Genomic DNA, 25,776 nt, shown 5'->3' with positions numbered 1-25,776 from the left:
GGGCAACCGGGTAACCCACACGGCCCACCCACATAGCCCACTATGTCTGGTCTGTCTACGTTGAGGCCATGACAGCCCCGATACCCAGGGACATCCCGGACCTCCCCCCGATCCCGGGCCACGTCGTCCTGCCGCCCACCGTCGTACCGGCACGGGCCGTACTGATCCCGGCCCGCCGTCGCCCGGTCGCCGCCTTCCGCGGCCTGATCGCCCTGCTGGCCCTGACCGGCGTGGCGATCGAACTGCTCGCCGCCGACATCCCGCCCACGACGGCCCTGAGCCACTTCACGATCCAGAGCGGCATCCTGCTTGCACTGGTCATGCTCGCCTCTGCCCGGTGCGCCTGGTCCGCCCACCACCCACTGCCGGGCGCCCTCACGGGCGCGGCCCTCTTCTACGTCATCGCCGCCGCCCTGGTCCACCACGTGCTCCTGGCCCACGCATCGAGCCCGTTCGCCACGCCCGACGGCACCGGCACGGGCATCGGCACCGGCACCGGCACCGGCACCGGCACCGGCACCGCATGGCAGACCGCCGCGACCCACATCCTCCACACGGCGGTACCGGTGGCCGCGGCCCTGGACTGGCTCCTCCTCACCCCCGCCGGCCGCCTGCACCTGCGCCAGGCGCCCGCATGGCTCCTGTACCCCCTCGCCTACCTGGCCTTCACCCTGGCCCGCGGCGAGCTGCTCCTCCCCGACGCCCAGGACCGCTACCTCTACCCCTTCCTCGACGTCGCCCAGCACGGCTACAAGATCGTCCTCGGCAACGCCCTCCTCGTCGGCCTCGCCCTCTACGCCCTGGCCGTACTCCTCGTGGCCCTGGACCACATCCGCCCGGACCCGGTCCGCCGCCCCCGATAAACCGGATTTCGTCTCCGGCCACCGGTGGGCTAAAGTAAACGACGTCGCCGCGACGAGCAGCGACAATCGGGGTGTGGCGCAGCTTGGTAGCGCGCTTCGTTCGGGACGAAGAGGTCGTGGGTTCAAATCCCGCCACCCCGACAGAGAAGTACCAGGTCAGGGGCCTGATCCGCTTAGCGGGTCGGGCCCCTGAGTGGTTCCGGGGGCAGGGGACACTCTGCACGTGGCTGGGGTGTCTCCCACTCACCTTCACCGCGGCAGGTCGGACGGTGAAAGCGCGTGCGCACGGCGGAACCGGTGCTGATAGTTGGCCCAGGGATGCGATGGATGCCGCACGCGCCGTCGTAGAGGAACAGCGCCCCGAAGCGCGCACCGCGTTCCTGGGCGGCGGTGTCGCGACAGGCCGCCGCACGGCGACGTCGGACCTCGACGTGGTGGTGTGCTGCTCCCCGGAACCCCAGCGCCCTACCGCGAGAGCCTCCAGTACGCCGGCCGACCGGTGGAGATGTCCGTGCACACCGAAGCGACGTGGCACGCCTACATCGAACGGGAACTGCCCACGCGCAGGTCGCCGCTGCTGTGGATGTGTGCCGACGGGCTGCTGCTCTTCGACACCGACGGGCTCGGAGCGCGCCTCGCCGCACAGGCCCGGACACTGACCGACGCAGGGCCACCCCCGGCGTCGGCGGAAGAGATCGACCCCCGCCGCGACGCGATCACCGACACCCTCGACGACCCCGCGGGACGCGACGACCCACGCGAGCGGCTGTTCATCGCGACCTAACTGGTACGTCGGACCGGCGAACCGGCGCCGGCGGTTTCCGGATCCTGGGGGCGGCGGTGGGAAGTGGCTGGCGCACCGCCTCGAAACAACCCTGCCGGGGCTCAGCACACGCCTCCACCACGGCCTGCGGGAGGTGCTGGACGGAAGGGCGGAGCCTCTCGTGACCGTCGTCGACGAGGTGCTCGGGCAGGTCGGCGACCGGTTGTGGGTCGGCTACAAGCGCGCTGGAGTTTCCTGACGGGCGTTCACCGACTCGATCGCGTTCGTCGCGCAGACGGTCCTGTGGATCCGGGTGTCGAACCGTAAGAAGGGGGTGAACTTCTCTAGTTCGACCGCTTGAGCGGAGGGAGGTCGGCGCACAGGGCGGAGGGGAAAGCGGGCTCGATGCCGTGCACATCGGTGCATCCGGCCTTCGTGCTGCGGGCGATCGGTTGCCAGCCCGACTTCTCGGCCCGGAAGAACCAGCGGTCAGCGAGACTCGCTCCGCAGCCGGGACCGGCGCCCTCCGGGCAGGCCGGGCCCATGCGCGAGGAGACGTCGAACACCAGCCACTTCCCGTCGCAGTGCTCATCGCCGCGGGAGGTGTGGTTCGGCACGTCGAGAGCCATCACCGCCTGGTCGTAGGAGGCGGAGGTACAGCCGGTGGGCGCGGGGTGGCAGCCGAGTTCGCCGCACAGGCGCAGGTGGGGCGGGTCGGCGCCGTCCGCCGTGAACGCCGTGAAGTTGTCCACGGACAGTACCCGGTGGCCGAGCGGGGACGGCAGTCGCACCTTCGCCGTCGCCGTCGCGGTCGCACGGCAGTCGGAGCGCGGGGAGCCGCCCGTCAGGGCGGAGTACGTCACCTGCACCCACACGGTGCGATCCGAGGTGTCGGTGACGACCGCCTTCACGTCGCGCACACACGTCTTCCCGCGGCCGGGAACCTCGGCGTCGACGCTGAGCGAGCGGCGGTCGTCGGCGAGCCGGGCGGCGGTCACCCTGATCGGCGCGAATGTCTGCCACCGCTCGGACTCCGTCGGCGTCGTCGCAGCGCCGTCGGAACCGGCGTGAAGCGTCCCGCACGCGCCGAGCAGCAGCGCGCCCACAGCACTCAGCAGAACCACCGTGACCAGCGATCCTGTACGTCGCATGTACTCCGCCCCCCGACGATTGCGGTCCACGGTGACTATAGAGCGATGCGCGCATGCCGGGCCGCGCGGCAGACGCCGTTCTCGGCACAGCGCCGGAGAGGCCTGAGCCGGTCGCCCCTTGCAGCAGTCCAGTACCAGCCCCTCCAGGCGCCCGGCGAGCGCGGCGCGGAATGACATCGTCCGGCCGTTAGACCTCCGAGCGGACGAGGTGTGCGAGGGCTCGTAGGCCGGAGACGACCTCGGGGGCTCGGGGGGTCTGAACGGGGTCGGTGAGCCATTGGGTCATCAGGCCGGTGAAGAGGGCCAGTTGGGTCGAACCCAGGCTGCGGGCGGTCGCGTCGTCGATGTCGTCCTCGGAGGTGCCGCGCAGGAGGGCGGCGAGACCTCGGCGGCCCTGGGCCTGGCCGGTGGCGAGGTAGCGGCGCAGGTCGTCGGAGTGTTCGGCCTGCACGAGGGCTTCGAGGGTGGCGAGCCAGAGCGTGCGGTCCTCGGTGAACGACCCGATGACCGCTGCCCACAGGGCCTCGTAATGCTCGGCTGCGCTCGCGCCTTCGGAGCCGTACGCGGACAGGGTGCGGCCGAGCCGGGTACCCCATTCGTCGATCGCCTCGATGAGGGCTGAGGTCAGCAGCGCCTCGCGGGAGCCGAAGTGGTTACCGATCGCGGCCATGCTCATGCCCGAGGCGGCGGCGATGTCGCGCACGGTGATCCGCGCCCAGCCCTTTTCCTCCAGGCAGCGCCCGGCTCCAGAGAGCAGCTGGCCATCACGCGGGGCTTCACCACGTTCGTCCTGGAGGCGAGTTGGAGCACCGGGTTGCGTCTGGACACCTACCTGACCCGCGGTCTCGGTGACCCGGAGCAGATCATGCGTGAGGAGTTCCAGGGCCAGTACGTCTTCTGGAACACCGACGAGTACCTGGATCTCATCCGGTGGATGCGGCACTACAACGTCAGCCACCCCGGCCGGCCGACGCTCCGTTTCGTCGGCAACGACCTCGGCTATCCCGGGCCCGAAGCCTTCGACCAGGTCACCTCGTACGTCACCGCGCACCGGCCCGGTGTCGCCGAGCGGATCGCCACCCTGTACGCCGGGCTACGGCCTGCCCGGAGCGCGTCGGCCGGTGCCTGGATGGGGCAGCAGCTGGCCAAGGACCTCGCGTCCCGCCGGGCCGAGGCCGCCCGTGCGGAGCGCGCCCTCACCCTCCTGTGCGCGTCGGGGCGGCCGCGGGGCTCCGCAGGCCGGGCCTACAACTGGGCCGTCCAGAACGCCACCGCCGTCGCCCAGAGCTTCACCGGGTATGCCTTTCCCGACGAGGAGTTCCCGGAGCGGATGCGCTACCGGGACCAGGCCATGGCCGACAACACCGCCTGGTGGCTGGCCCACACGAACGGCAGGATCCTGCTCGCCTCCAACAATGGCCACGTCGCCTACACCAGCGACAACCCGCAGGAGTTTCCCGAACCGGTTGGCGCGTTCCTGCGCAAGAAGCTCGGCAGGAAGTACGTGAGCGTCGGCCTGACCTTCAGCGAGGGCAGCCTCAACGCCCTGCCCGACTTCACCGCTGGGCAGCCGCAGAAGTATGCCGTGGACCCCGCCCCGGCCGGGCACAACGAGCACACCCTGGACCAGGTTCGCCATCGCGACTTCGCCCTGGACCTGCGCACCGCCCCGCCCGCGGCCCGGGCCTGGCTCGACACCGCCCGCCCCACCCGTTCCTACGGCCTGTACTGGTCCGACCAGGATCCAGAGACCGCCCTGGGCCGCTCCTACGACATAGTCATCCATCTGCACCGCGTCGAGGCGGCCCGCCTCTGGGCGTTCACAAGCGTCAAGGACGGTCAGAGCTACCGCTGAGCCGATGGGCGGGCCCTGGCGCTCACCTGCCGGTGTGCGGAGCGGCCGCGGGCAGCTCCACCGTGACGCGGAGGCCCCCGCTGTGGCGTGGGGTGAGGGTGAGGGTGCCGTCATGGGCCTGGGTGATGGTGTTGACGATGGCCAGGCCCAGGCCGACGCCGGGGTGGTCGGTGTGTATGCGTTCGGTGCCACGCTGGAAGGGTTCGGTGAGGGTCGAGGCCTGGTGGGGGCTGATCAGGTCGCCGGTGTTCTCGACGACGAGCCGCGTGGTGCGGGGGCCGGCGGCGGTGTGGATCCAGACTCTGCCCCGGCCGGGGAGGTTGTGGACGATCGCGTTGTGGACGAGGTTCGTGGTCAGTTGGAGGAGGAGGGCCGGTGACCCGAGGGCGAGGGTTACGTGGCCCCTGGTCTCGAGGGTGACACCGTGCTTCTCCGCGAAGGGGAGGAGGGTCTCGGTGGCTTCCTCCGCGAGGAGGGACATGTCGACCTGTTCCCGGGTGAAGGAGCGCTGGCCGGCGCGGCTGAGCAGGAGCAGGGCCTCGGTGAGGTCGATCGCCCTGGTGTTCACGGCGTGGAGTCGGTCGATGATCTCGCCGGGGTCCTGGTGCGGGTCGGTGCGGGCCACGTCGAGGATGGCCTTCGAGACGGCCAGCGGGGTGCGCAGCTCGTGCGAGGCGTTGGCCGCGAAGCGCCGCTGTTCGGCCACGTGGGCTTCGAGGCGGGCGAGCATCTCGTCGAAGGCATCGGCGAGTTCTCGGTACTCGTCCCTGCGGCCCGGCAGCTGGATGCGGTGGGAGAGGGATCCGGTCGCCGCCGTGCGGGTGGCCTCGGTGATGCGGTCCAGGGGGGCGAGCATGCGTCCGGCGAGGAACCAGCCGCCCACGAGGCCGAACACCAGGAGGAACGCCATGACCCAGGCTGCCGTGGGGGCGAAACTGCGAAGGAAGACTGTGCCCGGAGTCGCTCTCACCGCCCCCCGTTCGTTGGTGAGCAACCAGCCCTGGTCCAGGAGGAACACTCCCACGGCCACGAGCAGCAGGACGCCCGCGAGTGTCAGGAATCCCGCGTAACTGAGGGTGAGCTTGAGGCGGACGCTCAGACCGGGGCGCCTATCCACCGTCGCCGCCCGCCTGCTCGCTGACGGGTGCCGTGTCGATGCGGTAGCCGACGCCCGGCACGGTGGCGATGATCCCCGGTTCGCCCAGTCGCTTGCGCAGGGCCGAGACGGTGATGCGGACGGCGTTGGTGAACGGATCGGCGTTCTCGTCCCACGCGCGTTCCAGGAGCTCCTCGGCGCTGACGACACCGCCCTCGGCGGCCACCAGGACTTCGAGCACGGCGAACTGCTTCCTGGTCAACGCGACGTAGCGGCCGCCCCGGTAGACCTCCCTGCGGAACGGGTCGAGGCGCAGGCCGGCGATCTCCCGCACCGGAGGCCTGCTGTGGGCGCGCCTGCGGTCGAGTGCCCGGAGCCTGAGTGCGAGCTCCTGCAGTTCGAACGGCTTGGTCAGGTAGTCGTCGGCGCCGAGCCCGAAGCCGGACGCCTTGTCGTCGAGGCGGTCGGCCGCGGTGAGCATGAGGATCGGCATGCCGCTGCCGGAGGCGACGATGCGTTCGGCGATCTCGTCACCGGAGGGGCCTGGGATGTCGCGGTCGAGGACGGCGATGTCGTAGGCGTTGACACTCAGCAGCTCCAACGCGGTGTCGCCGTCGCCAGCGATGTCGGCGGCGATGGCCTCCAGGCGCAGGCCGTCGCGGATCGCCTCCGCCAGGTAGGGCTCGTCCTCGACAATCAGCACACGCATGGTGTCGAGATTACGAGTCGCCACATATCGTCGGCATATCGAAAACCGCATACGTGCCGGCAACACGCTGCCGCGTTCACTGGGCGTATGCGTCAGACCTCACCACCAGCGCCGCCAACGCCACCAGCGCCACCAGCGCCAGCGCCAGCGCCGGCCGCACCGGCGCCGGCACCGGCTCGGAGACGGCTGTCACGGGTGGTGCTCCGCAGCGCCGCCCGGCCGGAGCTCTGGAAGCGTGCGCCGGTACTCACGGTGTCGGCGCTGTTGCTGGGCCTCGTGATGATGCTGCACGCGCAGATTCCGAACCGGTTCGGGTCCGTCGGCAGCCTGGTCGAGACCTTCCTGCCGTGGTTCGGTCTGTTCGTCCCCGTGCTGGCCGCCGGAGCGCTGTGGCGCCGCTCCGCCGCCGCGGTGACCGCGCTGGTGCTGCCGGTCACGGTGTGGCTGAGCCTCTTCGGCGGGCTGCTCGGCGACAAGTCAGGCGCGGGCGGCGAATTCACCATGGCCTCCCACAACGTCGGCGCCGAGAACCCGGACCCGGCCGGCACCGCCCGCGACCTGGCTGCCTCCGGAGTGGACGTACTGGCGCTGGAGGAGATCACCGCACAGGACCGGGAGGTGTATGAGAAGGGGCTGGCCAGGGAGTATCCGTACCACACGGTGCAGGGCACGGTCGGGTTGTGGAGCAAGCTGCCGCTGTCGGGCACGCGGCCGGTCGACATCGCAACGGAATACGGGCCGCTGGCGGACACCAAACCGGCCGACGTCACGATGGCCGGCAACCGAGCGCTGCGCACCACGGTGGCCACGGAAAAGGGCCCGCTGGTGGTGTACGTGGCCCACCTGGGCTCCGTACGGCTCAATCCCCGGGCGGGGTTCTGGACGGACTCCCGCGACCGGAACGCGTGGGCGCTCGGCGAGGCCCTCGCCGCCGACCGCAGTGAGCGGATCGCGCTGCTCGGCGACCTGAACGGCACCGTGGACGACCGCGCGTTGGCGGGCATCACCTCGCAGCTGCACTCGGTCCAGGAGGCGGCCGGGAACGGGTTCGGCTTCACCTGGCCGGCGAAGTTCCCGGTGGCGCGGATCGACCAGATACTGGTGCGCGGCGTGGAGCCGACCGGTTCTTGGACGCTGCCCGCCACCGGCAGCGACCACCTGCCCGTGGCGGCGGGGGTCAGCTGGTGAGCCCGACGGGCAGGGTGCGGTCGGTTCGGTCCGACCCAGCCCTGCCCGACCCAGCTCTGCCCGACCCGGCCCGACCTGGCCCGGCCCGGCCCGGAAAATATCGTCGGCGTATCGAAAACCGCATACGCGTCGGCAACGTCCCGCCGCCTTGACTGGGGGCATGGCCTACAGCGAACCAGTACGAACAACGGCCCCGACGCGGCCGACCGTCCGGCCGATCAGCGCCGCCGAGCACCTGGCGTTCGTGCGGGCGCAGCGCTCGGTCAGCTTCCTGCAGACCCCTGCCTGGGGGCGCGTCAAGACAGAGTGGCGCAGCGAGTCCCTGGGCTGGTTCGACAGCGGGCGGCTGGTCGGTGCCGGGCTCGTCCTGCACCGGCCGGTGCCACGGCTCGAGCGCTTCACGCTGGCCTATCTGCCCGAGGGACCGGTCATCGACTGGACCGGCGACATCGACGCGTGGCTCGATCCGCTGGCCGCGTATCTCAAGGCACTCGGTGCGTTCGCGGTACGGCTCGGTCCGCCGGTGTGCACGGACGTGTGGAGCGCGGACGAGATCAAGGAGGGCATCGCCGATCCGGGCACGCGGCGGCTCACCGGACTGCCCACCCGGTGGACCGACCCGGTCGGCGCCCACGTGACGAACCGGCTCAGGGACGCCGGCTGGCTGCCGCAGAGCCCGGAGGACGGCTTCGGGGTCGGACATCCGCAGTTCAAGTACGAGGTCCCACTGGCCGGAAGAACCGAGGACGACCTGCTCAAGGGCATGAACCAGCTCTGGCGGCGCAACATACGCAAGGCGGCCAAGGAGGGCGTCGAGGTGACGCTCGGGGATGCCACGCCCGGGTATGCCGCAGCAGGGGAGGCGGCGGTCGCGGACGACGTGAAGGCGTTCCACGACCTCTACGTCCACACCGCCGAGCGGGACCGCTTCACGCCCCGTCCACTGCGCTACTTCGCGACCATGTTCGCCGTGCTCGGTGCCGAGGACCCCGAGCGGATCAAGCTCTATCTGGCCCGTCACCGGGGCGACCTGGTCGCCGCCACCGTCATGGTCCGGGTCGGCACCCACGCGGTGTACGCCTACGGCGCCTCGTCCACCGGGAAGCGCGAAGTGCGTGGCTCCAACGCCTGCCAGTGGGCGATGATCCGCGACGCGCTCGCCGCCGACTGCGACGTCTACGACCTGCGCGGCATCACTCCGACCCTCGACGCGGACGACCCGCACGTCGGACTGATCAAGTTCAAGGTCGGCACCGGCGGTCGGGCCGTGCGATATGTGGGCGAGTGGGACCTGCCGCTGCGGCCGCTGGTGTACCGGACCTTCGACCTCTATATGAAGCGACGTGGTCGATGAGCCGCCACCCACGACATTACTGATAGGTAATATATCGTCAGGATATCGAAAAGCGCATACGGGACGGCAACACCGAGGCGCCTTGAATAGAGGCATGACCTTCTCCTCGACCTCCTCGGCCCCTCCACCGTCACCGCTCCTCCCGGCAACGAGAATCACGGTTTACGGCTGCGGGCGGGACGAGGCCGCCTTGTTCCGCCGGACGGCACCCCGTTTCGGCGTCGAGGCGACTCTCACGGAGGCCGCCGTATCCGAAGAGAACGCCGAGATGGCGGCCGGAAACCAATGCATCAGCATTGACCACAAGACCCCGGTCACACCTGCCACTCTCCGCGCTCTCCACCGGGCCGGCGTGACGTACATATCCACCCGGAGTATCGGTTACAACCACATCGATGTGACATACGCGGCCGGCGTGGGGATATCCGTCGAGAACGTCACCTACTCCCCCGCCGGCGTGGCCGACTACACCCTGATGCTCATGCTGATGGCGGTGCGCAACGCGAAATCCACCGTCCGCCGCGCGGAGCTGCACGACTACCGGCTGAACGAGATACGCGGTAAGGAGCTGCGCGACCTGACCGTCGGAGTGATCGGGACGGGGCGTATCGGTGCGGCGGTCGTGGACAGGCTGCGGGGTTTTGGCTCCCGGGTACTGGCCTACGGAAAACGGCCCACCATCGCGGCAGATTACGTCTCTCTCGACGAGTTGCTGCGGTCGAGCGACATCGTGTCGCTGCACGTACCGCTGACCCCGGACACGCATCACCTTCTCGATCAAAGCCGTATCCGGCGGATGAAAAGTGGCGCTTTCGTCATCAACACCGGACGCGGCCCGCTCATCGACACCGAAGCGCTGGTACCGGCGTTGGAGAGCGGCAGGTTGAGCGGTGCGGCGCTGGATGTCATCGAGGGCGAGGAAGGGATCTTCTACGCCGACTGCAGAAACAGAACCATCGAAAGCACGTGGCTCCCGCGGCTGCAGAAAATGCCGAACGTACTCATCAGCCCGCACACCGCCTATTACACCGACCACGCCCTGATGGACACGGTCGAGAACTCCATCATCAACTGCCTTAATTTCGGAAGCAGGAAACAGCATGGCTGAGTCGGACAAGTTGGCCAGGTTGAAGGTCGGCATCGTATTCGGGGGCTCTTCCGAAGAACACGCCGTTTCCGTCAAGTCCGCCCAGGAGGTCGCACGCAACCTCGACACCGAGAAGTACCAGCCGTTCTTCGTGGGGATCACGAAGGACGGCGCCTGGAGACTCTGCGACGGGCCAGGCCAGGACTGGGAGAACGGCGACTGCCGTCCGGTCGTGCTGTCACCGGACCGGAGCGTGCACGGGCTGCTCGTCCTGGAGCAGGGGCAGTACCGGTCGGTCCGCCTGGACGTCGTCCTTCCCGTCCTGCACGGCACCCTCGGTGAGGACGGTGCGACGCAGGGGCTGCTGGAGCTCTCCGGCATTCCGTACGTGGGCTGCGACGTCCAGAGCTCCGCCCTGTGCATGGACAAATCCCTTGCGTACGTCGTCGCCAGGAGCGCGGGGATCGCCACGCCGGATTTCTGGACCGTGACAGGAGACGAGACCATCGATCCCGGCCGGCTCACGTATCCCGTCTTCGTGAAGCCGGCCCGTTCGGGGTCGTCCTTCGGCGTCAGCAAGGTGTGCCGCCCGGAAGACCTGGCGACCGCGGTGGAGTCCGCCCGGCGGTACGACACGAAGGTGCTGATCGAAGCGGCCGTCGTCGGCAGCGAGGTCGGCTGCGCCATCCTGGGGAACGACCCCGACCTGATCGTGGGCGAGGTGGACCGCATCGCGCTCTCCCACGGATTCTTCCGGATCCACCAGGAGGAGCAGCCCGAGAACGGCTCGGAGAACTCGACGCCGGTCGTTCCCGCCGACATCCCGACGGAGAAGCGGTCGCTCGTCCAGGAGACCGCGAAGGCCGTGTACCGAGCCCTGGGATGCCGGGGGCTGTCCCGCGTGGACATGTTCCTCAAGGAGGACGGGGAAGTCGTCCTCAACGAGGTCAACACCCTGCCCGGCATGACCTCGTACAGCCGTTATCCGAGGATGATGGCGGCCGCGGGGCTGCCACTGTCCGAGGTGATCGACCGGACGCTGTCCCTGGCGTTGACGGGGAAGCTCCGATGACCGGGGACTTCGCCTTCGTGGACGAGCTGGTGTCCGGAATCCGGTGGGACGCCAAGTACGCCACCTGGGACAACTTCACCGGCAAACCCGTGGACGGATACCTGGCGAACCGGATCGTCGGCACCAAGGCCCTGTGCGCGGCTCTGGGAAGGGCGCAAGAACGGGCCGAAGACCTCGGCTTCGGGCTGCTCCTGTGGGACGGCTACCGCCCGCAGCGCGCCGTGGACTGCTTCCTCCGCTGGTCACAACAGCCGGAGGACGGCCGGACGAAGGCCCGGCACTACCCGAACATCGGCAGGGCCGAGATGTTCGACAGGGGGTACGTGGCCGCCAGGTCGGGCCACAGCCGAGGTGCCACCGTCGACTTGACGCTGTACCACCTGACCACCGGTGAACTCGCGGCCATGGGCGGCGGCCACGACCTCATGGACCCGATATCGCATCACGACGCCCGAGACGTCCCGCGGGCCGAGGCGGCGAACCGACGGCATCTGCGCTCGATCATGGCCGCCTGCGGTTTCGCCTCATACGCCTGCGAGTGGTGGCACTACACGCTGAAGGAGGAGCCGCACCCGGACACCTACTTCGACTTTCCCATCGCGTAGGCGTGCAGCCGAGCAGCCGAGCAGCCGGGCCGAGCAAGCGGGGCCACGCTCACGCCACCACGAAGGTGCGGCCGGGCGCCGCGTACTCCACCGGGCCTTGGTAGCGCGCCGCCGCCCGGTCGAGAGCGGCCGACGGCTCCAGGAACGGGCCGAGGTGGGTGACGACCAGGCGGTGCGCGCCGGCGGTGGCGGCGGTCGTGCCCGCCTCCTCCGGGGTGTGGTGCACCGCCTCGGTACCGGCCGGCGGTGCCTGCGCGGAGTCCGCCTCGCACAGCAGCACCGTGCAGTCGTCGGCGAGCTGGGTGAGCGCCTCGCACGGGGCGCTGTCCCCGGAGTAGGCGAGACGTGCACCGTCCTCGGTCTCGACGCGGACCCCGAAGGCGGGCATCCCGTGCGACACGGCGCGGCTGGTCAGTGTGAGGCCACCGATGCGGGCGCGGTGTCGGTCGTGGAGTTCGACGACCCGGAAGGCGTCCTCGACCGGGCTCCGCGCCGGGCCGTTGGTGAGGAAGTCGGCAAGCCGGTCGGCGATGCCGGGCGGTGCCAGCAGGGGGACGGGGGCGGCGAGTTCGACCTCCGCGTACAGCAGGCCGTAGTACGCGGTCAGCAGGTCGGCGCAGTGGTCCGCGTGCAGGTGGGAGATCCAGATGCCGTCGAGCTGGTCCAGGCGTATGTGCTCGCGCAGCGCGCCGAGCGTCCCGCTTCCGGCATCCATCCACAGTCGGGTGACCCCACCCCCACCGCCACCGCCACCGCCACCGCCACCGCCACCGCCACCGCCACCGCCTTCGACGAGGTACCCCGAGCAGGGATTCCCTGCCCGGGGGTACGGGCTCGCGCTGCCGAGGACCGTGAAGCGGAGATCGCCCTTCATGGTCGCGGAGTCTACGAGCGCTGCCGTCCTGTGCGGTGGGTGAGCAGGAGGGCCGTCACCGTCAGGGCCTGGATGCCGAGGATCATGGCCTGCACCTCGGGCTCCTCCACGGCGAGCAGGATCATCGTCGCGTTGACGGCGAAGTGCACGGCGATCGAGGCGGCGATGCCGGCGCGCTCGTAGGCGGCGGTGACCAGCATGGCCATCGGGATGTTGCTGACGACGAACAGGACACCGCTCGGGGTGGCGAGGCCCAGGTCGTGCTGGACGGTGCCGTCGATGAAGAAGAGCGGGAGGTGCCACACGGCCCAGGTGACGCCCAGGACCAGGCAGACCTGGAGGGTGCCGAGCTTCTCGCGCAGCCGCGGGTAGGCAGTGCCCCGCCAGCCGGGCTCCTCGGACAGCGGGCCGCTGACCAGCATGCCGACGAGGAACGCGGCGGGCCCGCCGAAGTCCTCGACGGCGTCCTTGGCCACGTCCAGGCTCAGTTCGGGGCCGCCCGCACGGCTCGCCAGCAGGGCGGCGGCCAGCACGGTCGCCGAGCCCAGTACCAGCAGCAGTACGGCCTTGAGCAGGAGTGCCGCCCGGAAGGGGACCACATGCTCCGGGACGGGTTCGCCGCGTCGGCGGCGGCGCACACGGATGACGAGGGCGCCTATCAGGGGGCCGAAGGCGCCGAGCATGTAGGGGGCGTTGGCGGCTTCGTTCGTCTCCGTGCCGCCCAGCGCGATCGCCGTACCCCAGGAGAGCCAGCTCACGGCGAAGGCGATGACCATGAAGAGGGTCAGGTCGGCGCGGTAGTTGCGGCCGGGGGCCGGTGCGACGGGGTGGGCGGATGCGCCGAGTGTGGTGCCGTGCGACGCCGTACGTGAAGTGGGCATGCCAAACCTTCGGTTGTCCGTCGTAATAGAGGTCACGGTCGCGGTATCAGAGGCCGCGGTGAGGGATGTCGTGGGCGATGTGTGTCGTGGGCGATGTGTGTCGTGGGCGATGTGTGTCGTGCGCGCCCGACGTTGTTCCGTTGCGGTCAGGAGCGGGTCGTGCGCCGTTCCTCCGCAAGGGCCCCCGAGGGCTCGCGCAGGCGGGCCTGGAGCCAGGTCGCGACGAGGGCGAGGAGTTCCGGGTCGACCGGCTCACGCAGGAGGCGACGGTAGGAACGGAGCGTGGGCCGACCCGTGTCGCGGCGCAGTACGTGGGTCAGGTCGGGGACGCGGTGGATCTCGGTGTGGCCGCCGGGCACCAGGCACCGGATCTCGTCCAGGTCGGCGGGAGGAACCTGGACGTCCTTGTCGCCGGTGACGGCGAGCACGGGGACCGCGGCCGGGACGGCGGCGAGGTCGTCACGGGTGTCGTGGACGAGCATCTCGCGCATCCAGCGGGCGTTGACCCGGAGACCGGCGATGCGCGCCACGTCGGTGCGGGTGCGCTTGACGCGGGCCAGGACGCGCTCGCCCAGAGCGCCCAGTGGGCGGCGCAGGAGGCGGACCGGGGCGGGCATGCCCCCGAAGACCGACGCCGCCTGCCAGCGGAAGGCCGCCTCGCCCCCGCGGGCGAACCCGGCCAGCAGTACCACCGCCGCCACCTCCTGCCGGGCGGCGAGGGTCATCGCGTGGAGGGCGCCTTCGCTGTGGCCGACGACGCCGACGGCGTCGGGGCGTATGTCCGGGTGGGCGGCCAGGGCGCGCAGGGCGGCGCTCGCGTCGCGGCGGTTGTCGGTGAAGCCGCTCTCCTCCCAGACGCCGGGCGTGGACCCCGCGCCGCGCCGGTCGTAGCGCAGCGCGGCGACGCCCGCCGCGGCCAGGGCGTCGGCCAGCGGGCGCCCGAGGTTCAGCGGCAGCCTGGGTGTGTTGCCCTCGCGGTCCAGGGGGCCCGAACCGTGCAGCAGGAGGACGGCGGGGTGCGGTCCGGGACCGGCGGGAAGGCTCAGAGTGCCGGCCAGCGAGGTCCCGTCGTCCGCGGTGACCGTCAGGTCGGTTTCGGGCAAGGCTCCGCCTCTCTCGATTGCTCTCAACTACGAGAACGTTATCAGATGTGAGAACATGAGTCTCATGGCTACCTCGAATCTCCTCCTCCACCCGGTCCGCATGCGCATCCTCCAAACCCTGGTCGGTGCCGGTGAACTGACCACGGCTCAGCTGCGCGAGCGGCTCCCCGACGTCTCGCCCGCGTCCATGTACCGGCACATGGCCACGCTCACCGAGGCCGGTGTCCTGGAGGTGAGCCAGGAGAAGCGCGTGCGCGGCACGGTCGAGCGCAGCTACCGGGTCCGCCAGGACGAGGCCCTCGTCGACGAGGACGCCCGCGCCGCCATGACCAAGGACGACCACCGGCAGGCCTTCACCGTCTTCACCGGCGCCCTCATGGCCGACTTCGACCGCTACCTCTCCCGCGACGACACCGAACCCGTCCGCGAAGGCGTCCTCTACCGGCAGGGCGCGGTCTGGCTGACGGACGAGGAATTCACCGACCTCGTCGCGGAGCTGGAGGCCGTGGTCGCCCGTCGCACCGGGCGCAGACCGGACGACGGCCGCGTCCGCCACCTCATCAGTCTCGTCGTCATGCCGGACAAGGAGGGCGGCACGGCGTAAGGGAGGCGTATGGGAGTGGCACGGGATGGTGGCGCCCGGCCGGGCAGGATCTAGGGTGTCCCGGATTGCCGGAAGGACTGGCCCGGAGACTGGCCCGGAGAGACAGGGAGGCGGCCGTGGGTGCTGCGCGTACGAGCTGGACACCGTTGCCGGGGACGGGCGTGCGCTACGACCTGGTCACCCGTGAGCGGCGCCGGCTGTCGGTGGTGGCCGAGCAGGGCGGGGCACGGACGCTGAGCGCGTACCGCAGAGACGATCCGGACGACGCCACGCTCTCGCTGCGGCTGGACGCGGAGGAGGCGGCCGCGGTCGTCGACGCGCTCAGGCCCGCCCAGCACAGCCCGAGTCTGCTGTCGACGGCCGAGCTGGGGCTGGTCGCGGAGCGGATCGGGCTGTCGGCGGCGTCGCACTGGCACGGGCGCCTGCTGGGCGACACCCGCACCCGTACCGAGACCGGCGTGTCCGTGGTCGCGGTGCTGCGGCGGGCCGAGGCGCTCCCGTCCCCGGGGCCGGACTTCAGGCTGGCCGACGGCGACACGCTGATCGTGATCGGTACCCGGGAGGGCGTCGACGCGGCCGCGGAGATCCTCGGGCGGGAGTGAGCCCGGCCCCTCGCGTCGGTGCGCGGACCGCCGCCCCGACCGGCCCTCACGCGTTGGCGTGCGTCGACTCCGCGGGAGTGGTCGCGGTGGCCGGCGCGGCCTTGCGGGGGCCGCGGGTGAGGCGGCGGGCGAGGGGCTCGGTGAACCGGGCCGTGAGCGGACCGATGACGACGAGGATGAGGACGTACGCCGTCGCCAGCGGGCCGATGCGGGGCTCGACCCCCACCGCGAGCCCGGCGATGACGATCGAGAACTCGCCGCGTGCCACCAGCGTGCCGCCCGCCCGCCAGCGGCCCGCGCCGCGCAGGCCGGCGCGGTGGGCTGCGTACCAGCCGGTGGCGACCTTGGTGAGAGCGGTGACGGCGGCGAGGAGCAGGGCCGGGACCAGGACCGGCGGGATGTCGGCCGGATTGGTGGACAGGCCGAAGAAGACGAAGAAGACGGCGGCGAACAGGTCGCGCAGCGGGGTGAGGAGGCTGCTGGCGCCCTCGGCGACCTCGCCGGACAGCGCGATACCGACGAGGAACGCGCCGACCGCCGCGGAGACCTGGAGTTCCTGGGCGAGGCCCGCCACGACGAGGGTCAGGCCGAGGACCACCAGCAGGAGCGTTTCCGCGCTGTCGGAGGAGACCGCGCGGCTGATCAGCCGCCCGTGGCGCAGCGCGAGGTAGAGGACGGCGCCGACGGTGCCCAGGGAGATCAGCAGGGTGACGGCGCCGCCGGCCAGGCTGACGCCGGCGAGCAGGGCCGTGAGGATCGGCAGGTAGACGGCCATGGCGAGGTCCTCGATGACGAGGACGCCGAGGACGACGGGGGTCTCGCGGTTGCCCAGCCGGCCCAGGTCGCCGAGGACCTTGGCGATCACGCCGGAGGACGAGATCCAGGTGACGCCCGCGAGTGCGACGGCGGCCACCGGGCCCCAGCCCAGGACCAGTGCCGCCACGGCGCCGGGTACGGCGTTCAGCACGAAGTCGACCGCGCCGGAGGGGTACTGCGTCTTGAGGTTGGTGACCAGTTCGGAGGCGCTGTACTCAAGGCCGAGCAGGAGCAGGAGCAGGATGACGCCGATCTCCGCGCCCGTGGCGGTGAACTCCTCGCTGGCCTGCATCGGCAGCATGCCGCCGTGGCCGAAGGCGAGGCCGGCCAGGAGGTAGAGGGGGATGGGCGAGAAACCCACGCGGCCGGCGATGCGGCCGAGGAGGCCCAGGGCGAGGATGATCGCTCCGAGTTCGATGAGCACGGCGGTGGTGTTGTGCACGGGCGTCTGTCCTCCGGGGGGTCGGTGGCGGCGGGCGTGCGGGACTGCGGGGCGGGGGCGGGGTGCGGGTGCGTGGGTGCTGGCCGGGCAGGTGCCCTGCCCGGCGTTGCCGGGGGGAGGTGCCTCCCCCAGTGCCTGAACGGTCTGGGAGGTACCTCCACCGCCCACCCGTCCCGCCTCCGCGGCACGACTGCCCGCGGCGGCGGCGTTGCGGCTGCCCGCGGCTACGGCGCGGGCGGCAGGCGGCGGCCCGTGGCTGCGGAAACGGTGGGCAGCTGCCCTAGTCGGCTGAGGTGTTGCCGGCCGCAGTCGCGGCGCGGAGGTGCGTCAGGATTCGGGGACGCTGTCTCGGGCCGTGTTGTCGATGCGCGTGGGGTTCACCGGGTCGGCGGGGCTGACGGTCGGGGCGGCTCGGTGCGTCTGGTGCATCCGGCTTGCCCCCGTCTCCTCGAACTGCCGTACCGTCTGGGTGAACTGAGAGCCCGTCCGCACGACGGAGCATCACGGCTCGGTAAAGAAGTTTACCGCATCACTTATTGCGCATTGTGATGCTTTTCGGGGTGCATGGGGAGCAAGGGCTCGGACTCCGGAGTGCCGTGCTCGCCCAGCCAGCGGGCCAGTTTGCCGCGGCGGCCGACGGCGCGCAGCCGGCGTTCCGCCGCCTCCCGGACCTGGGGTGTGGTGATGAGGAGCAGTTCGTCGCCGGCGCGCAGCACGGTGTCGCGGTCGGGGACGAGACTGGCGCCGTCGCGGACGACCAGGGTGACGGCCGTCGGATGCGGCAGCCGCAGTTCGAAGACGGTGACGCCGTGCAGCCGCGAACCCGGCGGGACGGACACGGTGAGCAGGTCGGCGTCCAGGAGGTCGAGCGGCGCCGTCTCGACCTGGATCTCGCGCAGCGCGTCCGGACGGGTCACCCCCGTCCACCGCGCCACGGCGGGCAGTGTGGGCCCCTGGAGCAGGGTGAAGAGGACGACGAGCACGAACACGATGTTCAGGGCGTCGCGCGCACCGGTCACCCCCGCCACGACGGGGAAGGTCGTGAGCACGATGGGGACCGCGCCGCGCAGACCGGCCCAGGAGATGAAGACCTGCTCGCGCCAGGGCACCCGGAACGGCAGCAGGCAGAGCAGGACCGACACCGGCCGGGCGAGCAGCAGCAGGACCAGGCCCACGACCAGGGCCGGGAGGATCGCGGACGGCAGTTCGCTCGGGTCGACGAGCAGGCCGAGCATGACGAACAGCCCGATCTGGGCCAGCCACCCGACGCCCTCGGAGAAGGAGCGGGTGGCCGCGCGGTGGGGCAGCTTGGCGTTGCCGAGGACGAGCCCGGAGAGGTAGGCGGCGATGATGCCGCTGGCGCCCAGCGCTCCGGCGGCGGCGAAGGCGACGACGCCGAAACCGACGGTGGCCAGCGGGTACAGGCCGGTCGCGGGCAGGGCGATGTGCCGCAGCGCGGCGACGCCCAGGCGGCCGGTCACCACGCCCAGGACGCCGCCGACCACGAGCTGGAAGAGGAGGTTGCCCACGACGGGGAGCGGGCCCGGCAGATCGGAGGTGGTGGAGAAGAGCAGGACCAGGATGATGGTGGGCGCGTCGTTGAAGCCTGACTCGGCCTCCACCAGCACGCTCACCTTGCGCGGCAGCGGCAGGGCGCGCAGTACGGCGAAGACGGCGGCGGCGTCGGTGGAGGAGACGATCGCACCGATCAGCAGGGCCAGCCGCCAGTCGATCCCCAGCAGCCAGTGCGCGCCCGCGGCGGTCACCACCACGGAGACCACCACGCCCACCGTGGCGAGCACTCCGGCCGGAGCGAGCAGCTTCCGGACGTCGCTCCACCGGGTGGTCAGCCCGCCCTCGACCAGGATGAGCGCCAGGGCGGCGGCACCCAGTGCCTGGGCCAGCTGGGCGTCGTCGAAGCGCAGGCCGAGCCCGTCCTCGCCCGCGACGAGCCCCACGCACAGGAACAGCAGCAGGCTGGGCAGGCCGATGCGGTGGGCGGCGCGGGCCGCGGCGATGCTGGCCAGCAGGACCGTGCCGCCGATCAGCAGCATCACGTACAGCTCGGACAGGGTCATCGGACGCGCTCCGGACCGTACGCGCCGGCGTGCGCAGCCCCGTATGCGCCGGCATGCGCAGCCCCGCACGCGCACATGCCCACCGCCCCGCACGCGCACATGCCCACCGCCCCGCACGCGCCCGTCTCCGCCGCCCCGCACGCACACGTGCCCACCGTCCCGCACGCGCCCGCGGCCGCCGCCCCGTGCCCGCCGGGGTCAGGACCCGGACGGCGGGCACCGGGTGCCGCGCTCGCGCCGGTGCGGGTCGAAGAGTTCCCCGGCGACGCCGGCGAAGACCAGCCCGGCGGCGATGAGCAGCCCGTGGGCCAGGAACATGCCGGCGGCCAGCGCGCCCAGGGCGGCGGCGAGCAGCAGCCAGGCCCGGTGGTACCGGTACTCGCGCGGGCGGCGGGGACGGCCGTCGGCGAAGGCCCGGGCGAACTGGGGATCCTCGCGGTGCAGGCGGGACTCGATCTCGTCGAGCCGACGGTCTTCGGGTACGGGCATGGGGTCCTCCTCCCGACGCGGGGCCCTGAACGGGCGACGCGGTCAGCGGGGCGGGCCATGTGCTCTCCTTGCGGGACGGGGCATCGCGATCACACCAGGACGTAGCGGCCGGGTAAGGGGGGGTGGGTTCCAGACTCGCCCGCGCGGGCCCGTCCGGGCCATCCGGGGCGGCACCCAAATGCGGCGGCGTGCGACGTGTAGGCGCGGCCGGGGGAAGATCTGAGTGTCCTGCGCGCCCGCGGGGGGCCGACCGGGAAGGACCTGCCCATGATCATTTTTGGCACCAAGGGATACCTCTACCAGCTCGCGATACTGACCCTGGTGTGCGGCCGGTGCGGCAATCCCGCCGCGCACACGCTCAGGAAGCGCGTCACGAAGTTCACCCTGTTCTTCGTGCCGCTGTTCCCCTTCTCGACGAAGTACGCGACCCAGTGCACCTTCTGCGGCGCCGAGCAGCAGGTGACCAGGGAGCAGGCCGAGCAGCTCCAGGCGCAGGAGGCCGGTGGCCAGGCGTACGGGCCGTCCGGTCAGCAGCCGTACCAGCAGCCGTACCAGCGGCCCTAGCGAGGGCCGGCGGAGGTTAGCCGCTGCCCCCTGCCTTCCGCGTTGCCGGTTTCCGGCAGCGTTGACTACCCTCACGTTGCCGGACACCGCGCACCGGGCGTGAACGGCAGGGGAGGCGCGGGGTGACGGACCTGCAGACGGAGCAGTGGGAGACGTACCTGGCCGGGTACGCCGAGATCCTGGCGGGCGTCGCCGACACGGGGCGCCGGCTGACCCGCGACGAGCTGGAGGAGCGCAGGCTCTTCGGAGAGCAGGCCGCGGAGGCCGGTCACAGCCTGCGCAGTCTCGTCCGGCTGCACCTGGACGCCACGCGCACGTCCTGGCCCGGCCGCGGCGCGACGGTCTCCGGCGCCGACGCCACGGGCACCGTGCTGGCCGCCGTCGCCCAGGCCGTGGACGCCTTCGCGGAGGGCTACGAACGCGCCCAGCGGCTCGCCGTACGCCAGGAGGAGGCCGCGCGGCGGGAGTTCATCGACGACCTGCTCTACGGGCGCAGCGACCTCGGCCGCCTCGCCGAACGGGCCGAGCGCTTCGGGCTCGTCCTCTCCCACGCCCACGCCGTCGCGGTGGCCCAGGGGCCCGAGGCGTACGACGACACCGCCCCGGTCACTCGGGTCGTGGAGAGCGCGCTCATCTCCCGCTTCGGTGACCGGCGCGTCCTGATAACCACCAAGAACGGGCAGTTGATCTGCATCGCGCCCGGCGACCAGGACGAGGTCCTCACCTTCTTCGCCAAGCAGGCCTACGCCGCCACGGACGGCAACCGGGTGGCCGTCGGGCGGCCGCAAAGCGGCGCGGGCGGCGTCGTGCACAGCTACGAGGAGGCGCTCACCACCCTCGAACTCGCCGACCGGCTGGGCCTGGAGGAGCCCGTGGTGCGTGCCGCGGACATGCTGGTCTACCCGGTCCTGGCCCGGGACCGGCAGGCGATGGCCGACCTGGTGCTGAGCGTGCTGGGTCCGCTGCGCGAGGCCCGCGGCGGTGCCGAGCCGCTGCTGCGGACCCTGGAGGTGTACTTCGACGCCGGCTGCACCGCGGCCGAGGCCGCCCGGCGGCTCACGCTCAGCGTGCGGGCGCTCACCTACCGGCTGGACCGCATCCACCAGCTGACCGGGGCGAACGCCTCCGACCCGGTCCACCGCTACACGCTGCAGACCGCGGTCATCGGAGCCCGGCTGCTGGGGTGGCCCGCCCAGGAGATCTAGCCCCGCGGGCCCTCCCGGCACGGGCCCTGCCGGCACGGGCCCTGCCGGCACGGGCCCTGCCGGCACGGGCCCTGCCGGCACGGGCTCTCCCGGCAACCGATCGACGCGGGGGCGTCAGTCCGTGATCTCCACCTTGCCGTTCTCGGTGGTGGCCCGGCCTGCCTCGCCCTTGGCGGTGATGCCCTCCTTGGCCGTGAGGCCCTCCTTGGCCGTGAGGCCCTCCTTGGCCGTGAGGCCCTCCTTGGCCGTGAGGCCCTTCAGCAGAGACGCCAGGTCGACGCCCGTGGTCGAGCCCAGCAGTTCCATGCCCTGCGCCACGTTGTCGGCGACCGTGCGGGTGAGCCGGCTCGCGCCGTCCGTGGAGATGACCGTCATCTTGTCCACGGCCGCCAGCGGCTCGGACGCCTTCGCCACCACCTGCGGCAGCACCTCGACCAGCATCTGCAGCACCGCGGCGTCGCCGTACCGGTCGAAGGCGTCGGCCTTCTTCTCCATCGCCTCGGCCTCGGCCGCGCCCTTGGCACCGATCGCGGCGGCCTCGGCGTCGCCCTCCAGCCGTACGGCGTCCGCCAGGGCGCTGCGCCGCTGCTTCTCGCCCTCACCGGTGAGGCGGGCCCGCTCGGCCTCCGCCTGGGCCGCGGCGATACCGGCGGCGCGCTCGGCCTCGGCCTGCTTCACCCGCGCCACCCGGCGGGCCTCCGCCTCCTGCTCGGCGGCGTACCGCTGCGCGTCGGCGGGCTTGCGCACCTCGGTGTCCAGTTGGCGGTCCTTCAGCGCGGCCTGCCGCTCGGCGACCTTCTCCTGCTCGGCGAGGATGTCCTGCTGCCGGGCCGCCTCCGCGAGGGGACCCGAGGCGTTGGCGCGGGCCTCGGCCTGATCGGTCTCGGCCTTGATCTCGGCCTGCTTCAGGTAGAGGGTCCGCTGTGCGACCGCGATCTCCTCCTCCGCCTTCAGCCGCGCCTGCTCGGCCGCCCGCCGGGCGACCGCCTCCGCGATGTCGGCCTCCTGCTTCGCGCGTGCCGCTTCGGGGCGGCCGAGGTCCTCCAGGTAGGAACCCTCGGTGGTGATGTCCTGGATCTGGAAGGCGTCGAGCACCAGGCCCTGCCCGGACAGGCTCGCCTCCGCCTCCTCGGCGACCTGGCCGGCGAAGGCGGCCCGGTCCCGGATGACGTCCTCCACGGACATCCGGCCGACGATCGCGCGCAGCGCGCCGGACAGCACTTCCTGGGTGAAGCCGACGATGCCGTCCTGCTGCATCAGGAACCGCTGCGCCGCGGCCCGGATCGCGTCCTCCGTGCCGCCGACCTTGACGATCGCGACGCCTTCGAGGTTGGCCTTCACCCCGCGCAGCGTCACCGCGCCGCGCACGGCGACCGGGATGTGCCGGGAGGAGAGGTCGAGCGTGAACCGCTGCTGCACGAACGGCACGACGAACACGCCGCCGCCCACCACGACCTTCTGGCCGCTGTTGTCGGTGAACACACGGCCCGTCTCCGGATCGGTGGACCTCTTGCCGCGCCGCCCGGTGACGATGAACGCCTCGCTCGGGCCGGCCACCTTGTAGCGGCTGACCACCACCAGGGCGAGCAGCACCAGGAGTACGACGACTCCCACCACCGCGATGACGACAGGACTCATGACAACGCCCCCGAATCACACAGAGAGAAGAGAACAGAGAGAACAGAGCGAACAGAGAACGAGTGAAGGCAGGGAAGGCAGGGAAGGCAGGAAGGCGCGGACCTCAGCGGTCGACCGGGCGCACCACCACCGACGTCCCCGTCGGCACCGCCTCGACCCACACCTCGGCGCCCCGCGCCAGCGGCACCGTGCTGCGCGCCGCGCACTTCAGCGGCTGCCCGGCGAGCCGGAGCAGGACCTCGCCGTAGCCGTCCGCCGGGATGGCGGTCACGACCTTGCCGGACGTGCCGAGGAGGTCGTCGGTACGAGGCGTGACGGCGGTCTGGTCACGCATCAGGGCGCGGCCGAACCGGTACGTCAGCCAGCCGGCCCCCACTCCGGCGACCGCGCCGATGCCCGCGGCGCCCGCGGGGCCGGTCCAGCCGCTGCCGAGGGCGATGGCGCCACCGAAGCCGGTCATCGCCACGAACCCGGCGACGACCGGCAGCGACAGCCACCCCTCCAGGACGCCGTCCAGCACTCCGTCGAAGACGCCTTCCAGCAGTCCGTCGAAGACCAGCGACAGGGCGAGCAGCACGACCCCCGTGATCCCCAGCCCGAGAAACCAGGCCATGCGTGCCGCCCCCCTCCCGCCCGTCGCTGAGCTTCGGTGAAACGAATCGTCACACGCGGCGCGACAGGACGTCATTGCCGACTTCCGGCAATCTTTACGCGTCTTTAATGCCGCCCTCGATCTCTTCGGACGCTCCTGGAACCGCACCCGTTGCCTGTACTGTCCTTCCCCAAATGGGGACTCATACGGGGAGCGTTCCGAACCAGGTTCCGCAGGGCGACGGGTACGCGCACATGGTGGTGTGCGGCGACGACGGGCTGGCCCACCGGCTGGCCGCCGAACTGCGCGGCGTCTACCGCGAGCAGGTCACCCTCGTCGTCCCGCCCGCCGGGCGCCGGGTGCGCCAGCCGGTGGTCGGGCGGGCCCGCGCGGCCTCGGCGGCGCTGCTGGACATGGTCAACGCGGCGGTCAACCGGACGGGCAACGGCGATCCGGGCGGCGCCGACCGCGAACTGGACGCCACCGAGCCGACCGAGGACGTACTCGCGGACGCCGGTGTCGAACGGGCCACCGCGCTGGCCCTCGTGTACGACGACGACGAGACCAACATCCGGGCCGCCCTGACCGCCCGCCGGCTCAACCCCCGGCTGCGGCTGGTCCTGCGGCTGTACAACCGGCGCCTGGGCCAGCACATCGAGGAACTCCTCGACCAGAGCGCGACCTTGGCGACGGGCGACGGTGCCGGGACCGGGGCCGGGGCCGGGGCCGGGGCCGGGTCCACGACCGTCCTGTCCGACGCCGACACCGCCGCGCCCGCGCTGGCGGCCACCGCCCTCGTCGGCACCAGCAAGGTCGTCGAGACGGACGGCCTGCTGCTGCGCGCGGTCGAACGCAATCCGCCCCGCCCCGGCGAGGTGGCCGACCCGGGGCTGTGCACCCTGGCGCTGCTGTCCGCGACGAGCAACGACCCGGCCGGTGCGGACGGTTCGGAGGACAGCGGCGAGCAAGGGCCGCAACTGCTGCCCGACGCGGCGGCGGTGGAGGCGGCCACCGGGCGCGGGACCGTGGCCCTGGAGCAGGTGTCGTACTCGGGGCCGCCGCTGCCCGCCGGGCGGGCCGGCGTGCCCGCCTTCGGCGAACTGTTCTCACGGCGGCTGCGGTGGTCGCTGGCCGGCCTGGCGGCCTGCGTGGTCGCCCTCGCCGTGGCACTGATGCTGGTCACCGGCGACCATCCCCTGCACGCCACGTACGTGACGCTGCTCGACCTGTTCTCCATCAACGAACCCGCGCACAACAAGGACACCGGCCGTCAGATCCTCCAGCTCCTCTCCGGGTTCGTCGGACTGCTGCTGCTGCCCGTCCTGCTGGCCGCCGTGCTGGAGGCCCTCGGAACCTTTCGCAGCGCGTCGGCACTGCGGAAGCCGCCGCGCGGGCTCGGCGGGCATGTCGTCCTGCTGGGTCTCGGCAAGATCGGCACCCGCGTCCTGACCCGGCTGCGGGAGATGGACATCCCCGTGGTGTGCGTCGAGGCGGACCCCGAGGCGCGCGGCATGGCGACCGCGCGGCGGCTGCGGGTGCCGGTGGTGCTCGGGGACGTCACCCAGGAGGGCGTCCTGGAGGCCGCGAAGATCCACCGGGCGCACTCCCTGCTCGCCCTGACCAGCGTGGACACGACCAACCTGGAGGCGGTGCTGTACGCGCGGTCCGTACGGTCGCGGCTGCGGGTGGTGCTGCGCCTGTACGACGACGACTTCGCGACCGCCGTGTACCGCACCCTGCGGGCCGCCCACCCGGGCGCGCTCACCCGCAGCCGGAGCGTGACGCACCTGGCGGCGCCGTCCTTCGCCGGGGCGATGATGGGCCGCCAGATCCTCGGGGCGATCCCCGTCGAGCGGCGGGTGCTGCTGTTCGCGGCGGTGGAGGTGGCGGGGCACCCCCAGCTGGAGGGGAAGACGGTCGGGGAGGCGTTCCGGGCGGGGGCGTGGCGGGTGCTGGCGCTCGAGGTCTCCGACGGTGGGCGGGCGGAGGGCGGTGCGCCGGAGCGGGCGCGGGAGTCGCGGTTGGTGTGGGAGCTGCCCGACACGTATGTCCTGCGGGGCTCGGACCGGGTGGTGCTGGCGGCGACGCGGAGGGGGCTGGCGGAGTTGCTGGGGCGGCGGGCCCGGCGTGGGGCGGACGTGTAGG

General features: G+C 71.8%; 24 protein-coding genes, 1 tRNA gene and 2 pseudogenes. 14 read left to right on the top strand and 13 right to left on the bottom strand.

What is annotated here, in order from left to right:
- Nucleotides 1-68: 68 nt before the first annotated feature.
- The 3 genes and pseudogenes from R2E43_RS20665 (at nucleotide 69) to R2E43_RS20655 (ending at nucleotide 1,885) form a co-directional block, all read left to right on the top strand.
- A complete protein-coding gene (locus R2E43_RS20665; RefSeq protein ID WP_332056443.1) occupies nucleotides 69-863 on the top strand; it encodes a Pr6Pr family membrane protein in 795 nt (264 codons plus the stop codon).
- A gap of 67 nt (nucleotides 864-930) precedes the next feature.
- A tRNA-Pro gene (locus R2E43_RS20660) sits at nucleotides 931-1,004 on the top strand.
- Nucleotides 1,005-1,186: 182 nt separating this feature from the next.
- Nucleotides 1,187-1,885, top strand: a pseudogene (locus tag R2E43_RS20655) (nucleotidyltransferase domain-containing protein).
- Here R2E43_RS20655 and R2E43_RS39120 read toward each other — a convergent pair.
- The 3 genes and pseudogenes from R2E43_RS39120 to R2E43_RS20645 all read right to left on the bottom strand — a co-directional run.
- Nucleotides 1,885-1,971 (bottom strand): annotated as a pseudogene (locus R2E43_RS39120) (transposase); the annotation flags it as partial. The pseudogenes R2E43_RS20655 and R2E43_RS39120 overlap by 1 nt on opposite strands.
- The gene (locus R2E43_RS20650) at nucleotides 1,971-2,777 is read right to left on the bottom strand and encodes a hypothetical protein (protein WP_332056442.1); all 807 of its coding nucleotides are present in this window, start codon (nucleotides 2,775-2,777) and stop codon (nucleotides 1,971-1,973) included. The gene R2E43_RS20650 and the pseudogene R2E43_RS39120, both read right to left, overlap by 1 nt.
- A gap of 187 nt (nucleotides 2,778-2,964) precedes the next feature.
- Nucleotides 2,965-3,480 carry a TetR family transcriptional regulator C-terminal domain-containing protein gene (locus R2E43_RS20645; RefSeq protein ID WP_240804586.1) on the bottom strand — a complete coding sequence of 172 codons (516 nt, stop codon included), beginning with the start codon at nucleotides 3,478-3,480 and terminating at the stop codon, nucleotides 2,965-2,967.
- A 111-nt stretch (nucleotides 3,481-3,591) separates the two neighbouring features.
- Here R2E43_RS20645 and R2E43_RS20640 point away from each other — a divergent pair, with 111 nt between their 5' ends.
- Entirely contained in the window at nucleotides 3,592-4,632 is a 1,041-nt protein-coding gene (locus tag R2E43_RS20640) for an erythromycin esterase family protein (RefSeq protein ID WP_206309185.1), read from the top strand.
- A 22-nt stretch (nucleotides 4,633-4,654) separates the two neighbouring features.
- Here R2E43_RS20640 and vanS-Sc read toward each other — a convergent pair whose 3' ends face one another.
- Nucleotides 4,655-5,749, bottom strand: coding sequence for a VanSc-type vancomycin resistance histidine kinase VanS (gene vanS-Sc / locus R2E43_RS20635; RefSeq protein ID WP_332056441.1), 1,095 nt, complete (start codon nucleotides 5,747-5,749; stop codon nucleotides 4,655-4,657).
- The gene (gene vanR-Sc, locus R2E43_RS20630) at nucleotides 5,742-6,437 is read right to left on the bottom strand and encodes a VanSc-type vancomycin resistance response regulator transcription factor VanR (protein ID WP_011029105.1); all 696 of its coding nucleotides are present in this window, start codon (nucleotides 6,435-6,437) and stop codon (nucleotides 5,742-5,744) included. The genes vanS-Sc and vanR-Sc overlap by 8 nt, the downstream gene beginning before the upstream one ends.
- Nucleotides 6,438-6,632: 195 nt before the next feature.
- On the opposite strand from vanR-Sc, the gene vanJ reads away from it, so the two are divergent.
- The 5 genes from vanJ (at nucleotide 6,633) to R2E43_RS20605 (ending at nucleotide 11,743) form a co-directional block, all read left to right on the top strand.
- On the top strand, nucleotides 6,633-7,625 hold the full coding sequence (vanJ, locus tag R2E43_RS20625) for a teicoplanin resistance protein VanJ (protein ID WP_332056440.1): 993 nt from the start codon (nucleotides 6,633-6,635) through the stop codon (nucleotides 7,623-7,625).
- A gap of 160 nt (nucleotides 7,626-7,785) precedes the next feature.
- On the top strand, nucleotides 7,786-8,979 hold the full coding sequence (locus tag R2E43_RS20620; RefSeq protein WP_332056439.1) for a lipid II:glycine glycyltransferase FemX: 1,194 nt from the start codon (nucleotides 7,786-7,788) through the stop codon (nucleotides 8,977-8,979).
- Between the two features lie 94 nt (nucleotides 8,980-9,073).
- Nucleotides 9,074-10,087, top strand: coding sequence for a D-lactate dehydrogenase VanH-Sc (gene vanH-Sc / locus R2E43_RS20615; protein ID WP_011029109.1), 1,014 nt, complete (start codon nucleotides 9,074-9,076; stop codon nucleotides 10,085-10,087).
- A gap of 10 nt (nucleotides 10,088-10,097) precedes the next feature.
- Nucleotides 10,098-11,138 carry a D-alanine--(R)-lactate ligase VanA-Sc gene (gene vanA-Sc / locus R2E43_RS20610; protein WP_011029110.1) on the top strand — a complete coding sequence of 347 codons (1,041 nt, stop codon included), beginning with the start codon at nucleotides 10,098-10,100 and terminating at the stop codon, nucleotides 11,136-11,138.
- Nucleotides 11,135-11,743: a D-Ala-D-Ala dipeptidase VanX-Sc gene (locus R2E43_RS20605; RefSeq protein WP_011029111.1), complete on the top strand. Its 609-nt coding sequence runs from the start codon at nucleotides 11,135-11,137 to the stop codon at nucleotides 11,741-11,743. Before vanA-Sc ends, R2E43_RS20605 begins: the two co-directional genes overlap by 4 nt.
- Nucleotides 11,744-11,792: 49 nt before the next feature.
- On the opposite strand, the gene R2E43_RS20600 is transcribed toward R2E43_RS20605, so the two are convergent.
- The 3 genes from R2E43_RS20600 to R2E43_RS20590 all read right to left on the bottom strand — a co-directional run bounded on the left by R2E43_RS20600 (nucleotide 11,793) and on the right by R2E43_RS20590 (nucleotide 14,601).
- Nucleotides 11,793-12,617, bottom strand: coding sequence for an MBL fold metallo-hydrolase (locus R2E43_RS20600; RefSeq protein ID WP_332056438.1), 825 nt, complete (start codon nucleotides 12,615-12,617; stop codon nucleotides 11,793-11,795).
- Between the two features lie 11 nt (nucleotides 12,618-12,628).
- Nucleotides 12,629-13,498, bottom strand: coding sequence for a CPBP family intramembrane glutamic endopeptidase (locus tag R2E43_RS20595; RefSeq protein ID WP_240804585.1), 870 nt, complete (start codon nucleotides 13,496-13,498; stop codon nucleotides 12,629-12,631).
- Nucleotides 13,499-13,644: 146 nt separating this feature from the next.
- On the bottom strand, nucleotides 13,645-14,601 hold the full coding sequence (locus tag R2E43_RS20590; protein WP_136207536.1) for an alpha/beta hydrolase family protein: 957 nt from the start codon (nucleotides 14,599-14,601) through the stop codon (nucleotides 13,645-13,647).
- Nucleotides 14,602-14,665: 64 nt separating this feature from the next.
- Between R2E43_RS20590 and R2E43_RS20585 the strand changes: the two genes are divergently transcribed.
- Both R2E43_RS20585 and R2E43_RS20580 read left to right on the top strand, forming a co-directional pair.
- A complete protein-coding gene (locus tag R2E43_RS20585) occupies nucleotides 14,666-15,205 on the top strand; it encodes a helix-turn-helix domain-containing protein (RefSeq protein WP_003975339.1) in 540 nt (179 codons plus the stop codon).
- Nucleotides 15,206-15,321: 116 nt separating this feature from the next.
- A complete protein-coding gene (locus R2E43_RS20580; RefSeq protein WP_003975338.1) occupies nucleotides 15,322-15,807 on the top strand; it encodes a cation:proton antiporter regulatory subunit in 486 nt (161 codons plus the stop codon).
- Nucleotides 15,808-15,853: 46 nt separating this feature from the next.
- Here R2E43_RS20580 and R2E43_RS20575 read toward each other — a convergent pair whose 3' ends face one another.
- The 3 genes from R2E43_RS20575 to R2E43_RS20565 all read right to left on the bottom strand — a co-directional run bounded on the left by R2E43_RS20575 (nucleotide 15,854) and on the right by R2E43_RS20565 (nucleotide 19,632).
- Nucleotides 15,854-17,065 (bottom strand): cation:proton antiporter, encoded by a 1,212-nt coding sequence (locus tag R2E43_RS20575; protein ID WP_003975337.1) that lies wholly within the window; start codon nucleotides 17,063-17,065, stop codon nucleotides 15,854-15,856.
- Nucleotides 17,066-17,598: 533 nt separating this feature from the next.
- Entirely contained in the window at nucleotides 17,599-19,143 is a 1,545-nt protein-coding gene (locus R2E43_RS20570) for a potassium/proton antiporter (RefSeq protein WP_003975336.1), read from the bottom strand.
- A gap of 198 nt (nucleotides 19,144-19,341) precedes the next feature.
- Entirely contained in the window at nucleotides 19,342-19,632 is a 291-nt protein-coding gene (locus R2E43_RS20565; RefSeq protein ID WP_003975335.1) for a DUF3040 domain-containing protein, read from the bottom strand.
- Between the two features lie 267 nt (nucleotides 19,633-19,899).
- On the opposite strand from R2E43_RS20565, the gene R2E43_RS20560 reads away from it, so the two are divergent.
- Nucleotides 19,900-20,196: a zinc-ribbon domain-containing protein gene (locus tag R2E43_RS20560; protein WP_011029116.1), complete on the top strand. Its 297-nt coding sequence runs from the start codon at nucleotides 19,900-19,902 to the stop codon at nucleotides 20,194-20,196.
- A 122-nt stretch (nucleotides 20,197-20,318) separates the two neighbouring features.
- Complete coding sequence (locus R2E43_RS20555; RefSeq protein ID WP_003975333.1) at nucleotides 20,319-21,401, top strand: PucR family transcriptional regulator; 1,083 nt, start codon at nucleotides 20,319-20,321, stop codon at nucleotides 21,399-21,401.
- A gap of 114 nt (nucleotides 21,402-21,515) precedes the next feature.
- Here R2E43_RS20555 and R2E43_RS20550 read toward each other — a convergent pair whose 3' ends face one another.
- Nucleotides 21,516-23,039 (bottom strand): flotillin family protein, encoded by a 1,524-nt coding sequence (locus R2E43_RS20550; RefSeq protein WP_332056437.1) that lies wholly within the window; start codon nucleotides 23,037-23,039, stop codon nucleotides 21,516-21,518.
- 103 nt (nucleotides 23,040-23,142) lie between these two features.
- Nucleotides 23,143-23,652 carry an NfeD family protein gene (locus tag R2E43_RS20545; RefSeq protein ID WP_003975331.1) on the bottom strand — a complete coding sequence of 170 codons (510 nt, stop codon included), beginning with the start codon at nucleotides 23,650-23,652 and terminating at the stop codon, nucleotides 23,143-23,145.
- Between the two features lie 233 nt (nucleotides 23,653-23,885).
- Between R2E43_RS20545 and R2E43_RS20540 the strand changes: the two genes are divergently transcribed.
- Nucleotides 23,886-25,775 (top strand): NAD(P)-binding protein, encoded by a 1,890-nt coding sequence (locus tag R2E43_RS20540; protein ID WP_332057125.1) that lies wholly within the window; start codon nucleotides 23,886-23,888, stop codon nucleotides 25,773-25,775.
- Nucleotide 25,776: the final 1 nt, after the last annotated feature.

The sequence above is a fragment of the Streptomyces violaceoruber genome (genome assembly GCF_033406955.1).
GTDB classification, from domain to species: domain Bacteria; phylum Actinomycetota; class Actinomycetes; order Streptomycetales; family Streptomycetaceae; genus Streptomyces; species Streptomyces violaceoruber.
Note: the sequence above shows the minus strand (reverse complement) of the source record. Positions and strands in the feature narration are given on the sequence as shown.

What these genes read in the sequence shown, in the direction of transcription:
- R2E43_RS20665 (WP_332056443.1), top strand. Translation starts at nt 69, where the DNA reads ATGACAGCCCCGATACCCAGGGACATCCCGGACCTCCCCCCGATCCCG.
- R2E43_RS20585 (WP_003975339.1), top strand. Translation starts at nt 14,666, where the DNA reads ATGGCTACCTCGAATCTCCTCCTCCACCCGGTCCGCATGCGCATCCTC.
- R2E43_RS20570 (WP_003975336.1), bottom strand. Translation starts at nt 19,143, where the DNA reads ATGACCCTGTCCGAGCTGTACGTGATGCTGCTGATCGGCGGCACGGTC.
- R2E43_RS20595 (WP_240804585.1), bottom strand. Translation starts at nt 13,498, where the DNA reads ATGCCCACTTCACGTACGGCGTCGCACGGCACCACACTCGGCGCATCC.
- R2E43_RS20565 (WP_003975335.1), bottom strand. Translation starts at nt 19,632, where the DNA reads ATGCCCGTACCCGAAGACCGTCGGCTCGACGAGATCGAGTCCCGCCTG.
- R2E43_RS20650 (WP_332056442.1), bottom strand. Translation starts at nt 2,777, where the DNA reads ATGCGACGTACAGGATCGCTGGTCACGGTGGTTCTGCTGAGTGCTGTG.
- R2E43_RS20540 (WP_332057125.1), top strand. Translation starts at nt 23,886, where the DNA reads ATGGTGGTGTGCGGCGACGACGGGCTGGCCCACCGGCTGGCCGCCGAA.
- R2E43_RS20605 (WP_011029111.1), top strand. Translation starts at nt 11,135, where the DNA reads ATGACCGGGGACTTCGCCTTCGTGGACGAGCTGGTGTCCGGAATCCGG.
- R2E43_RS20545 (WP_003975331.1), bottom strand. Translation starts at nt 23,652, where the DNA reads ATGGCCTGGTTTCTCGGGCTGGGGATCACGGGGGTCGTGCTGCTCGCC.
- R2E43_RS20620 (WP_332056439.1), top strand. Translation starts at nt 7,786, where the DNA reads ATGGCCTACAGCGAACCAGTACGAACAACGGCCCCGACGCGGCCGACC.
- vanH-Sc (WP_011029109.1), top strand. Translation starts at nt 9,074, where the DNA reads ATGACCTTCTCCTCGACCTCCTCGGCCCCTCCACCGTCACCGCTCCTC.
- R2E43_RS20550 (WP_332056437.1), bottom strand. Translation starts at nt 23,039, where the DNA reads ATGAGTCCTGTCGTCATCGCGGTGGTGGGAGTCGTCGTACTCCTGGTG.
- R2E43_RS20600 (WP_332056438.1), bottom strand. Translation starts at nt 12,617, where the DNA reads ATGAAGGGCGATCTCCGCTTCACGGTCCTCGGCAGCGCGAGCCCGTAC.
- vanR-Sc (WP_011029105.1), bottom strand. Translation starts at nt 6,437, where the DNA reads ATGCGTGTGCTGATTGTCGAGGACGAGCCCTACCTGGCGGAGGCGATC.
- R2E43_RS20560 (WP_011029116.1), top strand. Translation starts at nt 19,900, where the DNA reads ATGATCATTTTTGGCACCAAGGGATACCTCTACCAGCTCGCGATACTG.